The following is an 18269-nucleotide window of genomic DNA, read 5'->3' as shown; positions in this document are numbered from 1 at the left end:
ATTAAATCAAAAAAGGAGGTGTAAACATAGTTGAAGATGATTTTGCAACCATAACTATAGATGGGAGGAAGCTTTCAAAACATACTCCTGCAAATCCTGCACCTCTAGGGCTTATAGCATTTGGACTGACCACAGTTCTCTTGAATTTCCATAATGCGGGATTTTACGAGTTAAACAGTATGATACTTGCTATGGGATTTGCTTATGGTGGAATAGCTCAAATTATTGCAAGTTTAATGGAATACCGAAACGGCAACACATTTGCTATGGTTGCATTTGGATCATACGGGCTGTTCTGGTGGTCCTTCGTGTTCTTGCTGATAATACCAAAATTGAACCTTGGAGCTGCACCAGATGCAGCATCACTTGCAGCGTATCTATTCATGTGGGGACTTTTCACCATTATAATGTTTATAGGAACGTTAAAAATAAGCAGGGGATTACAGGTAGTATTCTTCAGCCTGGCTATACTATTTTTCCTGCTATCTGCAGGAGAAATTACGGGGAACTCAATGATAACTTTAATTGCAGGATATGAAGGAATATTTACGGGATTTAGCGCAATATACGTTGGGCTTGCAGAGGTGCTTAATGAACTTTATGGAAAAAAAGTCTTACCCACATAAATATTAAATATTTTTTTACTTTTTTTTCAGTTAGTTACAACCCCATCCATTATCAAAAAAAGATATTAAATTTATCTTATGATTTTGAGTTAAATATATTTCAAATGTAAGTTAAGATGAATTTTAAATTTTATTTTTTATTAAAATATATTAATAAAAAGTGTTAATTTGATTTAAGCTGTAAAACAGCTTATTTAATTATAAAATGACATTTACTAATTTTTTAGCAAATATTTAATTAGTTATCTTACTAAATCTTTTTATAAATTTGTATTATGCGTTATTTTAAAATTTAAGTATTTTACGCCGATATTTTTCTTCAAAAATGTAACGTTTAAATAAGTTGATACTCAATCTTATACCGTGTTTTACAGGTATATATGAATATACCTAACAAAATTTGGAAACTTAAATCTAGAAGAGGCGGTAAAATGGAAGATGAAAATACTCTACCTGAGCTCTTAGATACATTTATAAATCTGCTCAGGAGTAAAGAAGTTGAAGATGGTAAAGAAGAAGAATTATTTATAAACAGGCTTTTTACCCTTAAAAGGAAAGTCTCAAATGAAATTAGATATCTTAAAGACGGTGATCCAACCCTTGGCGTTGGTAAAGTGCTGCTTGAAAATATAACAAATGAAATTAAAAAGGAAATTTATTACAACACCATTGCCTTTGCAGAATATAAAGAAGCAGGGGAAGATTTAGTACTTGTTAAAGGAAATGAGAATGCTGTAAAAATTCTCATGCAGCAGGCAGACATGTTAGGCGTTAAGTGGAAAAATATAGATTTCAATGATAGAATGATGGATTCTAGAAATTAGTTAATTTTAATGTTTATCATTTTACCTTTAAATCAAGTTCATTGAATAATTAATCATTATAATGTAACCTGAAAATAAAATGATTGAAAAATAAGATAGTTTAATATAATTTAAACTTCAATTTCAAACCCTAAATCGACTTCATCAGCTGGCTTCCCACCTTTAACTCCCCAATTTTCTAGAGACGGCTCACATATGACAATTGTAATGTCATTGCCATCTATTCCTGGATTTTGGGCTAAATTATAAGTTATGGCTTTGTAAAGCTCTTTTTTGGCCGCAAGGGATCTTCCCTGAAACATTGTAATTTCAATTAATGTGACGTTGTCTGTTTTAGTTTCTGGATACTCAAAGTTGTTTTTATTGAGTTCATATAATCGTTGAAACCTATCGTAGTCATGTATTTTTATGGCCTGAACCAGAGCATCATGAATTCCGTCTAATATGGCTTTTTTATGCTCCTCGGATTTTCCTTTTAGTATTTCTATTTTAACCAGTGGCATTTTTTTAACCTTTAAGTGTTTTTTTTTTACCTATTTCATGTTATTTTTGTGTGTAAATTCATTTGATGTTTTAAGATATAAACATCATAGGTAAAACTATCATTACTTTTAAATTATATCATTAAAAGAGACCTAAAATGAATTATATTATTGGCTTCTTTTTTATGAAATTATCTCAACGGCTTCTATCTAGGGCAATGGTTAATTCTTTGTTGAAACATGAATCCCCAAATTTTTTTGACCAGCAGTAAAACAAAGTCAAAGGAAATTTGGAGGTTAAATCATGAATAGAATCCCGAAAAACCCAGAAAAACGAAATAATTTATAGAATTCTAAGACGAATTCGTTCTATGAAATTTAAAAGAAGGTTCGCTGGAATTTGCCGTAAGTGTCCAATTGGCACCAATAAAGAAACCAAGCAAAAGAATGCATTTTTTGTAAAAACTGCAAGTCTTTAGCGATTAACCATTGTAAACAGACAGATGAAATACGATTTCACTTTACTTTGAAATTCTGAAGGTGAATTCCTATTTTTTATTTTTTTAAAGGTTTTAAAATTATATCCTTTTTAAAGATTTAATATTGGTTTCTTAGGCGAATTCTATTAAATAAGCCATAGTTCCTGCGAAATATATCATGAAATTATATATTTCATGAATTTATTTATAATATAAAAGTAGAGAGATAACCAGTACAAAAATATAAATTATTAAATCATATAATTTAATTGTAATAAAATAGTTTATAAAAGTGAGGATTATTTAATGGCGAATACATTATTGGAAATTTCTTTAATTCTTATTTTAGTTGTTTTAAACGGTATTTTTGCAATGTCAGAGATTGCAATTATATCATCCCGAAAATTTAAACTTCAAAAAATGGTAAATGAAGGCAGTGAAAGTGCTAAAACAGCTTTAGAACTTGCAAATTCTCCTAATCGTTTTCTTTCTACAATACAAGTAGGAATAACCCTTATAGGAATACTCGCAGGTGCTTATGGTGGTGCTACAATTGCCGAACAAATTGGGGCATTTTTCAGCTCCATAGGACCTCTTGCACCATACAGTGAGGCTATCGGCGTTGTTATTGTGGTGCTGATTATTACATACCTTTCTTTAATTATTGGGGAACTGGTTCCTAAAAGACTTGGATTAAATAATCCTGAAAAAAAAGCTGTTAAAATAGCAAAACCTATGAAAGCTTTATCCAAGGTTGCTATGCCCATTATTTATATTTTAAGCGCTTCTACAGACTTTGTGCTGCGTGTTTTGAGAGTAAAGGAAGCAAAGGAAGAAACTATTACTGAAGATGAGATTCAGCTTTTAATTGAGGAAGGAACTCATGAGGGGACATTTGAAAAAGCAGAACAGGATATGATAAAAAGAGTGTTTAGCTTAGACGATTTAAGAGTAAATGCCTTGATGAAACCTCGGAAGGACATAATATGGTTGGATATAGATGATTCTGAAGAAGAGTTGCAAAAAAAGATAATTGAAAGTGAAAGGGCAATATTTCCTGTTGGAAAAGAAGATCTGGATGACTTTTTAGGAGTTGTTCAGGTCAAAGAATTAATTAACCCTGCACTTAGAGGCGAACCTATTGAAATAAAGAAGTATTTGAGAAAACCTCTTCTCGTGCCTGAGAGTTTGTATGCTTTAGAGCTTTTAAAATTATTTAAAAAATCTGGAGAACATGTACATATGGCAATGGTTTTGGATGAATATGGGGGTATAGAGGGGCTTATTACACTTAATGATGTTCTTGAAGCCATAGTTGGTGATATCCCTGCAATAGATGAGCCAGATGAACCTAAAGCTGTGAAACGTAAAGATGATACCTGGTTAATAGATGGTTTTTTACCAGTTGAAAAATTCAAATATTTATTTAATATTGGTGAGTTACCTGAAGAAGAGAACAACGATTACAATACTATGGGTGGTTTTGTAATGGTTTATTTGGGTAAAATCCCTGAAGTAGCAGAAACTTTTGAGTGGAATAGGTTTAAATTTGAGATTGTTGATATGGATGGCCATCACATAGATAAAATTTTAGTGACACCTCCAAATAAAGAAGATAATCCTAATTAATTTTATCTTATCTATTTGGAGTAAATATTCTTTTTATGAAGTTTTAATGGTTCAAAAGATTTCAATCAACGAATTCTAGTAATGAACCTATGAATTCTTTCTTAAAGTGGTCTATTCTAAAGATTTCAACAATAGGGTTGAAAATCAAATAAAATCATTTAACATATACCAAGAAATAAAACCCTCGAAAATCGTAGATTTAGGGGTATTCGAAATCTTTGATTTCGATATCCCAAAATTAAAAATTTTGAGGACGCCAAAAATTCTTAGAATTTTTGAGCGAATTTCTTGAATCAGATCATCAGTTACGTTTAAGATAAGCTGCGAACTTTAAACCACTAACGTGGCCTCATACGCGTATATTACAAAGATAACATCCCTTCGAGGAGCCTGATTATCGTAATATACAGGCATATGGTAAAGTTGAAAAAATTTTTAATTTTTTCACGTCAAAAACAAAGTTTTTGACAGTTCGCATGAATCTAAAACCAGCCCTCACACCCCCACCCACCTCCGGAGAAGAATGCGTCTAAGGACTGCAAATTTCAAAAATAAAAAATTTTTGATTATTTTAAGATTAAACAATTATTTAAGATTAAATCAATGTCGAAAATTATTAATACTATTCTGTTTAAATTGAAATGCAATAATATGCATATATTGCCCGGTGAAGTTCCTATAAACTTAAGTTTGATTTTTTTAGTAAATAAGGGAGGTATTAATCAATGAAGATAGGAGTTTGGATCATAATTTTAGGTTTTATGAGTTTATTTGCCACTTTAGGGCGGTTTTTACTTTCAGGATCTACACTGGATTTATTTGTTGTTTTTTTTGCTATATATGTGATTATAGCGGGTTTAGCTCTGAAAAAGTATGTTAATATGAGTATCTATTATTCTGCATTTTTAGGTGTTATCATACTCCAAGGATTAACAATGGCTTATGCTTATGTATTTACACCAGTTTATACCACAGAAACATCTTTTTACATTTATTTAGGAATTTACATATTATTTGTAATATCATTTGTTTATGCATTCATTCATAGACAGGAATACCTAAATAAGATTGAAGAATTAAATTGAAAAGTTTATTTTAGATATTCTGATAAAATAAGAAGAATTCAGATTTTCAAAAATGAAATAGTCACTTTAATGCAGTAAATTAAAGTAATTTGTGTCCAAACATGGAGTACTATAGCCCCTTGCAGAATTTTAGAATTAATTTCAGGTGCAAACTAGTATTTTAAAACTGTGAAAAGATAAAGAAATTAGCTATAGTCCTATTTTTTTAGTACCGCAAAATATGATACACATTATATTTAATAATAGGATCGAAGGGCGAAATATCGTCTCAGATATTCATAATTTACCATTTAAATTAAAATTTGCCCTTCAATCTGAGTATCTAATTCTTTTAACTTAATTTTTATAGATATACCAAAAACGGATTGAAAAACTTATTTTTATAAGCGTAATAATATAAAATTTAATTAAATAGATTTTAAATGTCATAACATGTTATTTTTAGTGGTTTATTAAGTTAACTGCCCTATTAATGAATAAATGCTATTTTTAAATAATTGATTTTGTATTGCAGTTTTTATTTTAAACCAAAACCTTTATATACTCTTAGACTCACAAGTTATATTACTGACTCATGAGTCATTAACATGATTTAACAGTCATAATTGGTATAGGTGAAATAATATGTCACTTGCAAAATGGAAGGAAAGAGAAAGGGAGCAGCGTCAAAATGATATCATTGATGCTGCTAGAAAGCTGTTAATTGATAGGGACTTTGATGAAGTTTCTATGGATGAAATAGCAAGAGAAGTGGGGCTTGGTAAAAGTACGCTTTACCTTTATTTTAAAAATAAAGAATCGCTTTACTTTGCCATAGTCTTACGCGGAATCCGAATTTGGGATAAAATGATTAAAGAAGAGGTTGAAAAAGGAAGCACTGGTTTAGAAAAGTTTATAGCATATGGAAATGCAAATAGGGAGTTTTCTACTAAGTATCCGGATTACTTCAGGCTGCTGTACTCCCCTTCATCAATTAAAAAACAGTTTGATATGGACAAAATGAACAGCAGTGAAGAGTTCCAGGAAGTAAGAGGATTATTCAAGGAAATAATGTCTGTAGGAATAGATTCCATACAAAAAGGTATAGATAATGGTGAAATCAGGCCAGACGTGGATCCAGTGGAAGCTGCAATTCTCTTATCTGTGATCTTCAACGGTAAGGTGAATATGGGCGACTGGGCTAAAGAAATGCTCGAAAACAGGGGAATTGATGAGGAGAAATTTACCAGTGATATAGGTGATTTGTTTCTCCACATGTTAAGGAAATAACGGAATGAATTAGTTGCAAGATTGTAAGAGGGTATAAATTTTTTTATAAAAAAGTTTGACCGTGATATGGCTCTTTAATTAAAAAAATTAAGCATGAAAAAATATATGGCAAAATTTAGCTTAATATAGGGGTTTTATTGTAAAAAGAGGTGTTAAATATGGATTATAATGAATTGGGAGAAAAATTAAATGAACTTTTAAAATTGGAAAATGAACCGGTGGCTATAAAATGGTTTGTAAGTGAGCCGAGAAATGTTGAGAAAGAAGAAGGTAAATCAAGATTTTGTACAAAGCTTGTAAAAGCAATGGACGGCAAAATATTCTATTCTACTTTAGAAGAGGAAGAATGTATGGGCGGTGCAAGATATTCTGGACTTAAAGACATGCGAGAATACCCTGCAAATGTACAAAGCGGAGCATTTATGGTTCCAAATGGCCTGTATAAGAATATTCCAGCAGTGCAGCGTTCAAGGGAAAATGAAACTTACCTAAACCCTGGAATTTTCAGTGCAATTATTTTTGCTCCCCTTAATAAGGCTGACTTTGAAGCTGACGTGATATTCATGCTCTGCAGTGCAAAACAAGGAATGGAAATACTCCATGCAAATGCATACGATTCAGGAAAACATGGGATAGGCACCGACGCAGTTCCTGTATGCAGTTCAATGGCCGCAACCCCTTACATGACTGGAAAAGTCACTTACGGGTTCGGCGACGTTGCAGCAAGGAAAAGTATGGACATCAATCAGGAAGATATAATGGTCAGTATTCCTGGAAGCGATCTCTCACGTATAGTTTCTAATTTGGAGGAGATGAGGACTAAAATGTTCTTTAGGGAAGAATAATTCCTTTTTTTTTAAAAATCGTAATTGAAATCTAATGGGGAAAAATCATGATTGAAAACTTAAATATAAAGAAAACACCTAAACAGCTTTTACTTGAGGCTAGAATTGGTACATGGTCTGCAGTGGGTGTTACTATCGCATCAGCTATGTTTCTGATCGCGCTTGTAGTTACTTTTGTAATATTTCCACTGAATTTTAACTGGCAGGGTATAGAAGTTTATGCCCAATCTTACACTCAGCATTACTGGCAGATACTGATGTTTGTGGTCCCATGTTTCCTTATCGCGCCTTTATACCTTATTCTAACTGTAAGTATTCACAGATTCACCCCTGAAAGAAAACAGATATTAAGCCTGCTTGGCATCGTCTTTGCAGTGGTATATCTAGCACAGATCACTGCCAATTACTATTTACAGATGACTGCCATATCCCAGAGTATTTCAACAGGATTACTCGATGGAACTACTCTCTTTGCCTTCGGTAATTTGAATTCTGTCTTTTGGTCCATGGAAGTACTGGGATATACATGGCTGAGCCTGTCTATGATTTTCATTGGACTTCTCTTCAGCGGAGGGAAAATGGAAACAGCAGTAAAGTGGATATTTGTGGTAAATGGTATACTCGGGATTGTAGCAATTATACAAGCAGTTACACACCTGGACTTTGGATTCCCTTTCTCACTTGTTTTGTTCGCGTTTACATTTCCTGCATCAACTGCAATGATCGCGCTGCTTTTTAACAGGCTAAAAAAGACAACAATTTAACCTTTTAGACTGTTGGAAAGTATTATAAAATATTTTAAAAAAGGAACCTCATGTGATAACTATGAATTATGAAAGCCAGTATAACCTTGCTAAAGATAAAATAATCATGATCATGGCCGGATTAATGGTGGGGCTCCTTGTAGCCGCCTTTGATTACTCAATTATGGCTACAGCCATGCCAAAAGTTATTAACAGCCTGCAGGGAATGGAATACTATGTGTGGCCCTTTACATTTTACATGTTAACATCCACCATTGCAATAATCATTTTTGGTAAATTATCGGATATTTACGGCAGGAAACATGTTTTAATTGCGGGAATTATCATATTTGTTGTAACTTCGGTCATGTGCGGTTTTGCAACTAGTATGTTTGAACTGATTATATTCCGGGGGCTTCAGGGAATTGGTGGTGGGATTTTAATATCTCTCCCATTTATTGTAGTTGGAGAAATTTTCTCTCCGAGGGAAAGGGCCAAATATATGGGAATACTTGCATCAGTATTTGGACTTGCAGATGTTTTGGGGCCGATTCTTGGGGGTGTAATTACAGATAATTTGGGATGGAGAGTGGTTTTTTTTGTAAATGTTCCTGTTGGAATTGCTGCTGTAGCGTTAATTCTTTATTCGCTTCCAAATTTCAAACTGGATTGTGTTAAAAAGGTCATTGACTATGCAGGGATCGTTACATTTACATTAACTTTAAGTTCGCTGTTTCTGGCAGTAACACTTGCAGGAGATCTAAATAAATACCCATTAGTTGAGATAGCCGGACTTCTTGTATTTTCAGGAATCATGTTTATACTGTTCATCTTGGCTGAGGGAAAAGCTGCAGAACCTATTTTACCGTTGAGATTATTCAAAAATTCAATATTCAGTGTTTCAGCAGTAGAGAGTTTTTTAGCAAGTGCACTGATGTTTTCTGGGGTAATTTACGTTCCATTATTTGCACAGGGTGTTTTAGGAATGAGCGCTACAAATGCAGGTTTCCTCATGATCCCCATGTCCTTAAGCCTTACAATGGCCTCAATAATTACTGGACAAATCATATCCACGACAGGGAAATATAAAAATCTTGTAATTGCTGAATTTATTATAACCGGAATAGGGGTTGTACTTCTTGCTACAATGAATACTAGTACGTCTCCTTACGAGCTAATTGCATATTCGACAATTCTTGGTATTGGTTCTGGAATGGCATATAATATATTCAATGTGGCGGTGCAGAATGCATTTACACTACGGGATATAGGTATTGTAACAGCTTCAATGCGGTTTTTCAGGAACATAGGTACTATAATATTTGTTCCAGTATTTGGGTTTATAATGAATTTCACTTTAGAAATTACAGTTACCCTGGGTAAAGCTCAAGCTTTAGTACTTTCTATCCAGAATATTTTCCTTGCAGCCATAGTGCTGGCATTTGCAGGATTGATTATCGCGTTCTTACTTAAAGAAATACCTTTAAGTGGAGATGCACCGGTAACTCAAGAAGAAGTTTCTGGGGAGTGTATAGAAAAAGTAAAATAACTTTTAATATTTATATAAATCTTAAAATATCGGAAATCACTTAAATACAACAGGATGAATTTTAAATTTGTAATTTGAACTAATTAGAGGTAATAAAATGATTAAAGTAGCTGTAACAGGTGCAGGCGGGAGAATAAGTTCTAAAATAATTAAAGCTATACTTGAACAGGAAGATATGGAACTGGCGGTAGCTATAGGGTCGCCAGATACTCCACTTGAAGGAAAGGATGCAGGTGAAGTAACAGGTGTGGGAAATATTGGCGTTCCAGTAAATGGTGCGCAAAAACTTGTCGATGTTTTAAAGGAAACGAAAGCAGATGTACTTGTTGATTTTACTATAGCAGACGCAGCTGTGGAGACAATTAAAACTTCAGCAGAATGTGGAGTTAATGTAGTTGTAGGTACAACTGGATTTTCAGATGAACAGATGTCATCGATAAAAGAATCTATCGAAGAAAATAAGATAAAAGCAGTTATTTCTCCAAATATGGCTGTAGGTGTGAATGTGTTCTTTAAAATCATCAAAGATCTTTCCAAAATCTTAAATGAGGATTATGATATCGAAATAATAGAAGCTCACCACAAGCATAAAGCAGATGCACCTTCAGGGACCGCTGTTAAAGCCTATGAAATTATGGCTGAGGCACTTGGAAGAAATAAAGATGAAAACTGTGTACATGGCAGACATGGAATGGTAGGCGAACGAGGAGAAGGAGAAATAGGGTTACATGCCGTCCGCGGTGGAGATATCGTTGGAGACCATACCGTGCTTTTTGCAGGTGAAGGGGAGCGGATTGAAGTTGTCCACAGGGCACACAGCAGGCAGGCATTCGTAACTGGAGTGATTAAAGCAGTGCGCTATGTTGTTGGGGCTTCAAAGGAAATTAGTGATATGGGGGATGTTTTAGGTATAAAATGATGGTTTGTTTAGTTGAGATTTCTAATTTAACTTAATATCTGGAATATTGCTTGGAATCGGATGAAAATTGAAAACAGCCTTAAATTTTAAATAAAATATCTTATTTAATCTTTTAGAATATATAAATGATTACGCTCATGCCCCGAATTTGTGCAAATAATATTGTTTCATTTTCGTGTGTCTGGTTAAGTAAATTGCATTTTTTAAGATGAGTCCCATGTAATCAATTAAAATTACAATTTAACATAAGTATAACTCATACACAGGATCATAGACATGAGCAAATGATTGTTATTTATTTAAATTTATTAAAAATATTTTTTATAAAATTCATATTCCTTTAGTTAAATTTGATTTTAAAAACGTAAACGGTACTAATGAAGGGAATTATTTAATGTACTAGTCACCCATCAACATTTTTTAAAAGATTTAAAATCTCATGATTTTTTTTATAAAATTAGTCATGGACAACTACAAAAACAAGTGTCCACGATTGTTTAATGTGTTAATGAGCAAATATTGGAATATTTTAATTTAAAATGGGCAAATACACCTGTACAATGGAGTTCCTTTAATTTCCATTGACTATTTCATCTCCCACTTTCTCAAAATACTCTAAAAATTCTTCTTTCTTAGATTTTATGGATTCTAAAGTTAAATCAGGAGCAGGGTTTATCTTGAAAAAAACATTTATAGTATCATGGTCACTGCTACTTTTTTCAATATATGCTGGGTCTTTTAATTCGCTTAATTTTTTGTTTATGGGATTTATGTAATTAAATAATAAACCAGACCCTCTAAAATTCCATATATAATTTTCAATATCTGCTACTTCTTTTAACTTAAATACACTTTTATCACATTTCATAGTTTCTCACTGCATTATATTATATTCCACAAATTACTTTTAACTATCGTTTTTTTAGTGCTTATTAGGAGTTATTAAGGTTTAATTATACAAATATTACTTTTCAAGTTCTCTAGCTTAAGAAGTTTATAAAATAACTCTAATTTTTTAATTAATGATAGATAAAAGCAGTTTCAAATTAATAGGGTAATTTCACCTGAAACCAGATATATGCACCTTTTTTATGTAGCAATGACGAGCTCTAATTTATAGAATCCCTCAGCTGGATCCAGAATCTAACCATAGAATAGTAGCCCCTAGCGGGAGTTTAGCCTTTAGAAAAAGTTGGGATATGGTTCTTAAAATAGCTCTTGAGGAGTATTGCAACCCTAGATAAAAGAACGGTGTTTCTATGGAATGTAAATTGGTGAATTCAATAAGAAGGTGCCTATCAAATGTATTCAAAAATATAGATATTTTTAATGTTGATAAGGTGTGGAATAATAAGAGTAAAAGAATCCTCGCTGTATTTATTTTTCTATTTAAACTATAAGATGCCTTAATGAGCTCTATTTTATGAATTTAATCCAAATGAAATTTAATTTTTAATTTAATTTGAAATGAAACATTTATATACATATTTTAACCATAATTTAAAAAATTAATAATAATTAATTATGGAAAGTGATAATTTATGGAAATTACAGAATATTACCCCTTTAAATCTGAAGAAGCAAAAGAAAAGTATCTTAGGATGTATAATGAGAAATTGAATGAATGGCCGATACCTTCAGAGTCTAAAATGATTGACACTTCGTATGGTCAGACATTTGTGCAAATTAGTGGGCCATCTGATGGACCGCCTCTGGTGTTGCTAACTGGATTGGGCGGGAATTCATTATCTTGGATGCCGCAAATTAAAGAATTATCCCAACAGTTCAGGACATATGCAGTGGATAATATCAGTGATATTGGGTTGAGTGTATCTATAAGAACTGTTAATGGTCCTGATGATTTTACAGCATGGTTGGATGAGTTATTCACAGCCATTGGACTGGAAAACAATATTAATTTAATGGGTGCATCATATGGGGCATGGTTGACAGCTGAATACGCATTAGTTCATCCTGAAAGGCTGCACAATATGGTAATGGTAATGCCGGCTATAGTACAACCAATGTCTCCAGAATTTTTGGCTAAAATGGCCCAAATACTATCGGACATTGAAGGTGCAAATAATTTAATTTCATGGTTATATGAGGACTTTTTACAGAAAGATGAAGCTAATCGGGAAAAAATTGAGGTAATAATGGAAGAACAAAAGATTGCAGCGTCTTATTTCGAAATAAAACCTGCTATTCAACCTAGAGTTTTTGAGAATGAAGAATTGCAAGGTATCCAAGTGCCTGCATTATTTGTTGTTGGTGAGAATGAGAAGACATATTCTGCTCATGAGGCCGTAAAACGTCTTAATTCAGTTGCCCCTCAGATCAATATTGAACTTGTTCCAAATGCAGGGCATGATTTGATGCATGTGCAAGAGGAACTGGTGATTGGAAAAGTTTTGGAGTTTTTAAGTGGATAAAGCTTTAATATATTTTAATAAAGCCTTATATTCATTATTTTCAAAAATAAAGTTTAAATTAATTTTTGAGTAGTAAATATGTTCTAATTGGTTCTTTGATGAATCCTACAATGAAATCATTAAAGAAAATAATTACAACGTGACTTCTAATAGGTAGTAGCCCCTAGCGGGTGTTTAAAAAAAGAGGAAATATGATTCTTAGATGAGCTCTAGAGGAGTATTGCAAACCTTATTGATAGTGTCCTATGGGGGAGTAATACCAAGGATCCTATAAAGATACACTTCAAGTGAATTTATCAAATGGGACCGTTAATGAATTCATTAATACGACCCTAATTAAATTCTTTTTTGGCTTCTTCTTTATGAAATCAAATAAAATGGTATTTGACGAAAATCATTAATAAAACATTTTTAAGGAACCACTAGCGTGACAATCCCTTAAAGATAAACTGCAAACTTTAAACTCTTACGGACGTCATACACGTATATTACAAAGATAACTTCCCTTCAAGGAACTTGATTATCTTAATTAATATATCACATATTTAATTAAATACTCCACCCCTTCCCAGGAAAAGACTGCATTTAAGGACTGCAAGTACCGCTTCACAGTTATTTAATTGAAAAAAATTTAATAAAAAGAATAATTAAAATTATTTGAGCTTTTTATAGAATTTAGAGAAATTGTATGTTATTTTAGTTTTAACAGTACTCATCATAGACATTAATCGGGGTATATTATACATTATTATTTCACCTGGCTTTTTGGGGGGATGCCGCTAGTACTGAGGGTTTTCAGTTTTTCAATGCCTTGTTTTTGTTTTTTATAGTGGTAGTCTCCAGGTTCCTTAGATCGTTCATCTGATAACTTCGTCTTATTGGTCAAATTTTCAGCAGTAAAATCAATGGTCCCAACAATGGGATAATTCATTGAAGTTTCAGTTGTAACAGCAGGGATATCGCCTCCGGGACTGAAATTTACAGCTGACACTGCCCCAGTAAGCGTAGCCATTGAAAAAATTAAAGCTATTACAAAAGCTATTACTTTATTTTCATACATGGTTTCATATCCTGTTCAAATTAGTTAGATTACATTTTATTTTAATTATATATAATACTTGTTGGGAATAATTTACTATTTTCCCCTATTTTTGAAAAAAAATAAAAAGCAGCCCAGTATAGTCCTATTTTTGCAGTACTAAAAATATGAATTGTATAAAATTTAATAATAAAACGGAAGGGTGGTACAGCACCTCTATTTAATGCATTGGATATTATTAGAGAAATTTGCCTTTATTTTAGAGAAATAACTTATTTTTCGGATAAATAACCTAAATATATAATTATTCCACGTATTAAGAATGTTACTCCAGTTATAATGCTAATTAAACTTTCTTTAGACCAGGGGTAAATATTTAGATTCATTATGGCGATAAAAACAGCTAGTAACAATATGAAACTAAATATTATGGATAATGATGCTGTTTTATGCTCTAAAACACTGTTAAAAATTAGAAATAACCCGGTTAAAAGAAAATAGAAATTAACAAATGATATAGAATAACTTGAAACTATAAGATAAACTGTAGGAAATACAAATAAAAGCCCTAATGCGAGCAGCCCATTATCTCTGACTCTTACCAATCTAATTGCCCTCCCAATTAATATCTTTTTATATCACTTTCTAAGCATATCATAAATAATTTTAGTTTTTAAAGAAATTCAAGGCCTTTTCATTTTAGTAAATTGAATTGGTTGTGTTTTAAAATTGCAGTACTATAACCCCTTGTAAGAATTTTAGAATTAATTCCAGGTGCAAACAAGTACCGGAATGAATTCAAATAAAATTATTTTAAATTTATTCCAGGTGCAGAATAAGTACTGTGGAAAAGTCCAGCGTATCTAATTTTAAATTTGGACCCTTAAAAAAATTATGGAATTAGTTCTTATGGGTGGGGAAGTTCAATTAGAAATAAAAGAAAAAATATAAAAAAAATTTAAAAAAAGGGGGATTTAATATCTTACATCAACACCAAGAAAGGCACGATTACGTGCAGCACGATATCTGCTGAAAAGTGAGATATCATAGCAGATTCAAGCCCTTTCTTCCAGTAAAGCCATCCAAATATAATTCCACCTGCAGCGTTTAAAATGATAGTGCGTACAACCACCAGGGGTGTAAGTGCCGTTATAGTCATTACGGCAGGTAGGTGGCCAATACCGAAGAAAACTGCAGCTAAAATAATGGCCAGCCACATTCCTGTTTTTGTTGGTTTTCCGTCGCTTGTTTTCTTAATTTTAAAGAATATCCATACAAGAAGGGTCATTAAGAACAATCTTAACAGGATTTCTTCATTTATTCCGCCGTAAAATGATGCCAGGAACCCCTGCCATACGGGAGGGTTAATTGAAGCTTGAGCCACATTAATTGTTGCGCCTGCAAAGGAAAACAAATAGTCGAGCCCGATTATCAGAAACCCTGCCAGTATTCCAAGCCCAATAGATATTCCAAGTATTGATTTCAGGTAACCTTTCACTTTTCTACCTTCAAGCCAACCTTCTAGAATTGGAAGGCCAAGTCCGACCTTCTTAGCGAGGAAAAGACCAATAAGAATAACAACAGCAAACATAATTGTAGTCTGTATGATTTGACCGGTTAAGAACGCGTATAAAGGTACCTGTAAGTTCTGGAGTACACTTCCCTCTAATGTCAACGTGTAGGGAAATACAGCTATTGTCCCAAATATACTTGCAATTAGTAAAATTATAAACAATTTCCAGTTGGTTTTCATATTTTCACCATAAATTTGTAGAACTGCCCAGAAAGTAATTGTTTTCGAGGCAGCTTATTTTATCCACTCCGCAATGGAATCTATTACCTCTTTTTCGACATGACCTTCAACCATGTACTCCTGGGGACTTGATTTGCCCTCACCAGCTATGAACAAATGGTTTAACTCTGGGAATACTTTTAAAGCAGCATTCTCCTTGTTATTAAGGACATCTTTCCACCCTTTAAAATCTTTAGATTCAAGTACCTGGTAATCGCGCCCGCCTTGAAGAACTAAAATTGACGTATTTAAATTTTTAACAGTATTTACTGGGTCATAGTTGTGTAAATCTTTCCAGTAAGCAACAGGCATTGCTAAAGGTAAGTCCTGTCTTGAAATGTTTTCTATAAATTCCGGGTCCTTCAATTTGTCCACTTTTTCTTTTAAATCATCAAGTTCAGCCTTTTGCTGTTCGGTTATATTACCATCTAAACTATACAGGTAAGTAAACTGGTCTAAAATTGCTTCTTCTATTGAACGAGTCATGCCTGCCATGATTATTATCCCAGCTAATTCATCATCCTGTTGACTTATACGTGGAGCTAGTGTGGCCCCCAGGCTGTGCCCAAGTAAGAACACACGTTTAGGGTTTATGCCTTCTGTTTTGCGCATTAGATTGGCGGCAAGCATTGCATCGTCTATTACTTCTTCTTTAGCAGTCATTTCATCCACCAGATCAGGTGTTAACTTTTTGGCGTGTACGAAAGTTCTTTTATCATATCGAAGCACCGCAATGCCTTCTGAAGCTAAACCCCATGCAATGTCTTTAAATATTTTGTTGGGGCCAATTGTTTCGTCTCTATCATTTGGACCGGAACCATGTACCAGTACTAAGCCGGGAAAAGGTCCAGAACTGTCAGGTACTGTTAAAGTTCCAGGCAGTGCCCATTTACCTTCACCAATAGTCACATCAACCTCATGAAACGTAGATTTTTCAACATAGTCAGGTGCATGATATTCCATACTTGTTGGAATAAAGTTTAACCCGCTGATCTGACCCTCTTTGTTAAAAGCCATCTGTACATCAATTATAGATCTTTGAAAACTGCATGGAATAGTAACAATCCTGTAACTTTCTACTTCGACTGTCTTCGGCGTATTTATCTGCAGTAGAGCTCCTGCTTCCCCTATTGCATTTATCCATATTTCTTGTAATTTGGCCTCATTTAAGGCAATTTTCATCTGGTCATCGAATTTACTGGCGGCAGATGTAAAATCACCTGCAAGCAGCAGGCCAATGAAATTTTGTGCTGTTTCTTTTAAATCTTCAAATGAATTCATAATTTAACCTCTAAAAATCTCTGATTTTTGGGCCCTCGAAATCCTCAAAAATCGATGAATTTCGATTTTTGGGAGTTAGAAAAATGCAAGGCATTTTTCTAAAATTCATAGAATTTCGGGGCATGTAAAAATTCACAGAATTTTTACTGCCACAAAACTGAAAGTTTTGTGAGCACCGAAAATTTTTATAAAAATTTTCGAGTGTTCAGAAAATCCTCAAAAAATTCTATGAATTTTTTGGGAGCCCTCGAAAACTCCGTTTTCGGGGCCGGGGAAACTTAGTTTCCTCCGGTTAGAAAATACATAGTATTTTCTAAAATCTCGAAGAGATTTTCTTCAACCCCTCAATATTACGCATATCAAACTATCTGTAACACATAATATTTGATAACTATAATATATACTTGTCGGAATATATAGCTATCGGAATATTTATATCAAGAAAATGATAGAAAATCAACTATGAATGATGATGATATAAGGGTAGTTACAGCTCTTTTTGATGTAATAAACAATAAATTGAGTAAAGCAAGTCAAGAAACATTGTTAAAAATTTATAAGAATTTAACTATAGCTGAGGCAAGTGCAATTTATGCAATAGGGCCTGATGAGCCTAAAACTATGAAACAAATTGCCGAAACACTGGGTGTTGCAGTGAGTACTCCAACAAGGACTATAGATAGGCTGTTAGAAAAAGGGTTCGTAAACAGGAAAGTAGGAGAAAACGACCGTAGAAAACTTTTAATTGAATTAACTCCTAAAGGTAAAAAATTATTATTGGACATCGATAAAGAAAATTTAGAAATCACTAAAAAAATGTTAAATGGTCTTAGTGATGAAGAAATAGAAACCTTTAAAGAAATACTGTTTAAAATAAGTGAAAATATTGAATAAAAAACATATCCTGTTTATATTAAGTTTAAATAAAGTGTCCTGATTAAACGGACTACTGATTGATTAATACGCGAGAATTTATTAAAATGGATGATTGCAACGTATAGTCTTTATTTTTACTGAATAGAAAAACTGAATAAATAAAGAATTAAAATTAAAAATTATTTAAAAAAACGTAATGATTTATATTTAATCTATTCCTATTTTATTTATTTCTACTTCTTCAGTGTATTTAAAAATATACTAATGTTTCTGTTTTGTAGTATAATTTTTAAATATGGGGGAGATTACACAATCATATTTTTTAATCAATGTAAATATCTATTTAATAGAACGAAATTTTACATTTTAAAGTCATTATTTCAAGTTTACTTATTTTAA

At 32.7% G+C, this 18269-nt stretch carries 18 protein-coding genes; 11 read left to right on the top strand and 7 right to left on the bottom strand.

The features are described 5' to 3' along the window. Window position 1 precedes the first annotated feature (1 nt). Window positions 2-133 carry a hypothetical protein gene (locus tag AAGU07_RS01335; protein ID WP_342457418.1) on the bottom strand — a complete coding sequence of 44 codons (132 nt, stop codon included), beginning with the start codon at window positions 131-133 and terminating at the stop codon, window positions 2-4. Between AAGU07_RS01335 and AAGU07_RS01330 the strand changes: the two genes are divergently transcribed. After that, window positions 114-626, top strand: coding sequence for an acetate uptake transporter (locus AAGU07_RS01330; protein WP_342459329.1), 513 nt, complete (start codon window positions 114-116; stop codon window positions 624-626). The genes AAGU07_RS01335 and AAGU07_RS01330 overlap by 20 nt on opposite strands. Before the next feature lie 431 nt (window positions 627-1057). Further along, the gene (locus AAGU07_RS01325; RefSeq protein ID WP_342457417.1) at window positions 1058-1450 is read left to right on the top strand and encodes a hypothetical protein; all 393 of its coding nucleotides are present in this window, start codon (window positions 1058-1060) and stop codon (window positions 1448-1450) included. Between the two features lie 110 nt (window positions 1451-1560). Here AAGU07_RS01325 and AAGU07_RS01320 read toward each other — a convergent pair whose 3' ends face one another. Beyond that, window positions 1561-1953, bottom strand: a complete 393-nt coding sequence (locus AAGU07_RS01320) for a tautomerase family protein (RefSeq protein ID WP_342457416.1) — start codon at window positions 1951-1953, stop codon at window positions 1561-1563. A gap of 764 nt (window positions 1954-2717) precedes the next feature. Between AAGU07_RS01320 and AAGU07_RS01315 the strand changes: the two genes are divergently transcribed. The 7 genes from AAGU07_RS01315 to dapB all read left to right on the top strand — a co-directional run bounded on the left by AAGU07_RS01315 (window position 2718) and on the right by dapB (window position 10450). After that, on the top strand, window positions 2718-4040 hold the full coding sequence (locus tag AAGU07_RS01315; protein WP_342457415.1) for a hemolysin family protein: 1323 nt from the start codon (window positions 2718-2720) through the stop codon (window positions 4038-4040). Window positions 4041-4765: 725 nt separating this feature from the next. Then, window positions 4766-5125 (top strand): hypothetical protein, encoded by a 360-nt coding sequence (locus AAGU07_RS01310; protein WP_342457414.1) that lies wholly within the window; start codon window positions 4766-4768, stop codon window positions 5123-5125. A gap of 624 nt (window positions 5126-5749) precedes the next feature. Beyond that, the gene (locus tag AAGU07_RS01305; RefSeq protein WP_342457413.1) at window positions 5750-6394 is read left to right on the top strand and encodes a TetR/AcrR family transcriptional regulator; all 645 of its coding nucleotides are present in this window, start codon (window positions 5750-5752) and stop codon (window positions 6392-6394) included. A gap of 158 nt (window positions 6395-6552) precedes the next feature. Then, window positions 6553-7239, top strand: coding sequence for a DUF169 domain-containing protein (locus tag AAGU07_RS01300; protein WP_342457412.1), 687 nt, complete (start codon window positions 6553-6555; stop codon window positions 7237-7239). A gap of 47 nt (window positions 7240-7286) precedes the next feature. Continuing rightward, on the top strand, window positions 7287-8003 hold the full coding sequence (locus AAGU07_RS01295; protein WP_342457411.1) for a hypothetical protein: 717 nt from the start codon (window positions 7287-7289) through the stop codon (window positions 8001-8003). A gap of 61 nt (window positions 8004-8064) precedes the next feature. Beyond that, window positions 8065-9531 carry an MDR family MFS transporter gene (locus AAGU07_RS01290; RefSeq protein ID WP_342457410.1) on the top strand — a complete coding sequence of 489 codons (1467 nt, stop codon included), beginning with the start codon at window positions 8065-8067 and terminating at the stop codon, window positions 9529-9531. A gap of 97 nt (window positions 9532-9628) precedes the next feature. Then, a complete protein-coding gene (gene dapB, locus AAGU07_RS01285; RefSeq protein WP_342457409.1) occupies window positions 9629-10450 on the top strand; it encodes a 4-hydroxy-tetrahydrodipicolinate reductase in 822 nt (273 codons plus the stop codon). 571 nt (window positions 10451-11021) lie between these two features. On the opposite strand, the gene AAGU07_RS01280 is transcribed toward dapB, so the two are convergent. Next, window positions 11022-11318 carry a hypothetical protein gene (locus AAGU07_RS01280; RefSeq protein WP_342457408.1) on the bottom strand — a complete coding sequence of 99 codons (297 nt, stop codon included), beginning with the start codon at window positions 11316-11318 and terminating at the stop codon, window positions 11022-11024. A 673-nt stretch (window positions 11319-11991) separates the two neighbouring features. Between AAGU07_RS01280 and AAGU07_RS01275 the strand changes: the two genes are divergently transcribed. Further along, on the top strand, window positions 11992-12882 hold the full coding sequence (locus AAGU07_RS01275) for an alpha/beta hydrolase (protein ID WP_342457407.1): 891 nt from the start codon (window positions 11992-11994) through the stop codon (window positions 12880-12882). Between the two features lie 748 nt (window positions 12883-13630). Here AAGU07_RS01275 and AAGU07_RS01270 read toward each other — a convergent pair. The 4 genes from AAGU07_RS01270 to AAGU07_RS01255 all read right to left on the bottom strand — a co-directional run bounded on the left by AAGU07_RS01270 (window position 13631) and on the right by AAGU07_RS01255 (window position 16994). After that, on the bottom strand, window positions 13631-13942 hold the full coding sequence (locus AAGU07_RS01270; protein ID WP_342457406.1) for a hypothetical protein: 312 nt from the start codon (window positions 13940-13942) through the stop codon (window positions 13631-13633). Window positions 13943-14193: 251 nt separating this feature from the next. After that, window positions 14194-14526 carry a hypothetical protein gene (locus AAGU07_RS01265; protein ID WP_342457405.1) on the bottom strand — a complete coding sequence of 111 codons (333 nt, stop codon included), beginning with the start codon at window positions 14524-14526 and terminating at the stop codon, window positions 14194-14196. 377 nt (window positions 14527-14903) lie between these two features. Next, complete coding sequence (locus AAGU07_RS01260; protein ID WP_342457404.1) at window positions 14904-15674, bottom strand: CPBP family glutamic-type intramembrane protease; 771 nt, start codon at window positions 15672-15674, stop codon at window positions 14904-14906. Window positions 15675-15728: 54 nt separating this feature from the next. After that, entirely contained in the window at window positions 15729-16994 is a 1266-nt protein-coding gene (locus AAGU07_RS01255; protein ID WP_342457403.1) for a DUF3887 domain-containing protein, read from the bottom strand. Window positions 16995-17456: 462 nt separating this feature from the next. On the opposite strand from AAGU07_RS01255, the gene AAGU07_RS01250 reads away from it, so the two are divergent. Beyond that, a complete protein-coding gene (locus AAGU07_RS01250) occupies window positions 17457-17888 on the top strand; it encodes a MarR family transcriptional regulator (protein ID WP_342457402.1) in 432 nt (143 codons plus the stop codon). The last annotated feature ends 381 nt before the right edge of the window (window positions 17889-18269 follow it).

Origin of the sequence: Methanobacterium sp. (assembly GCF_038562635.1) — an archaeon.
Lineage (GTDB): Archaea > Methanobacteriota > Methanobacteria > Methanobacteriales > Methanobacteriaceae > Methanobacterium_D.
This window is presented reverse-complemented; position numbering and strand designations above follow the sequence as displayed.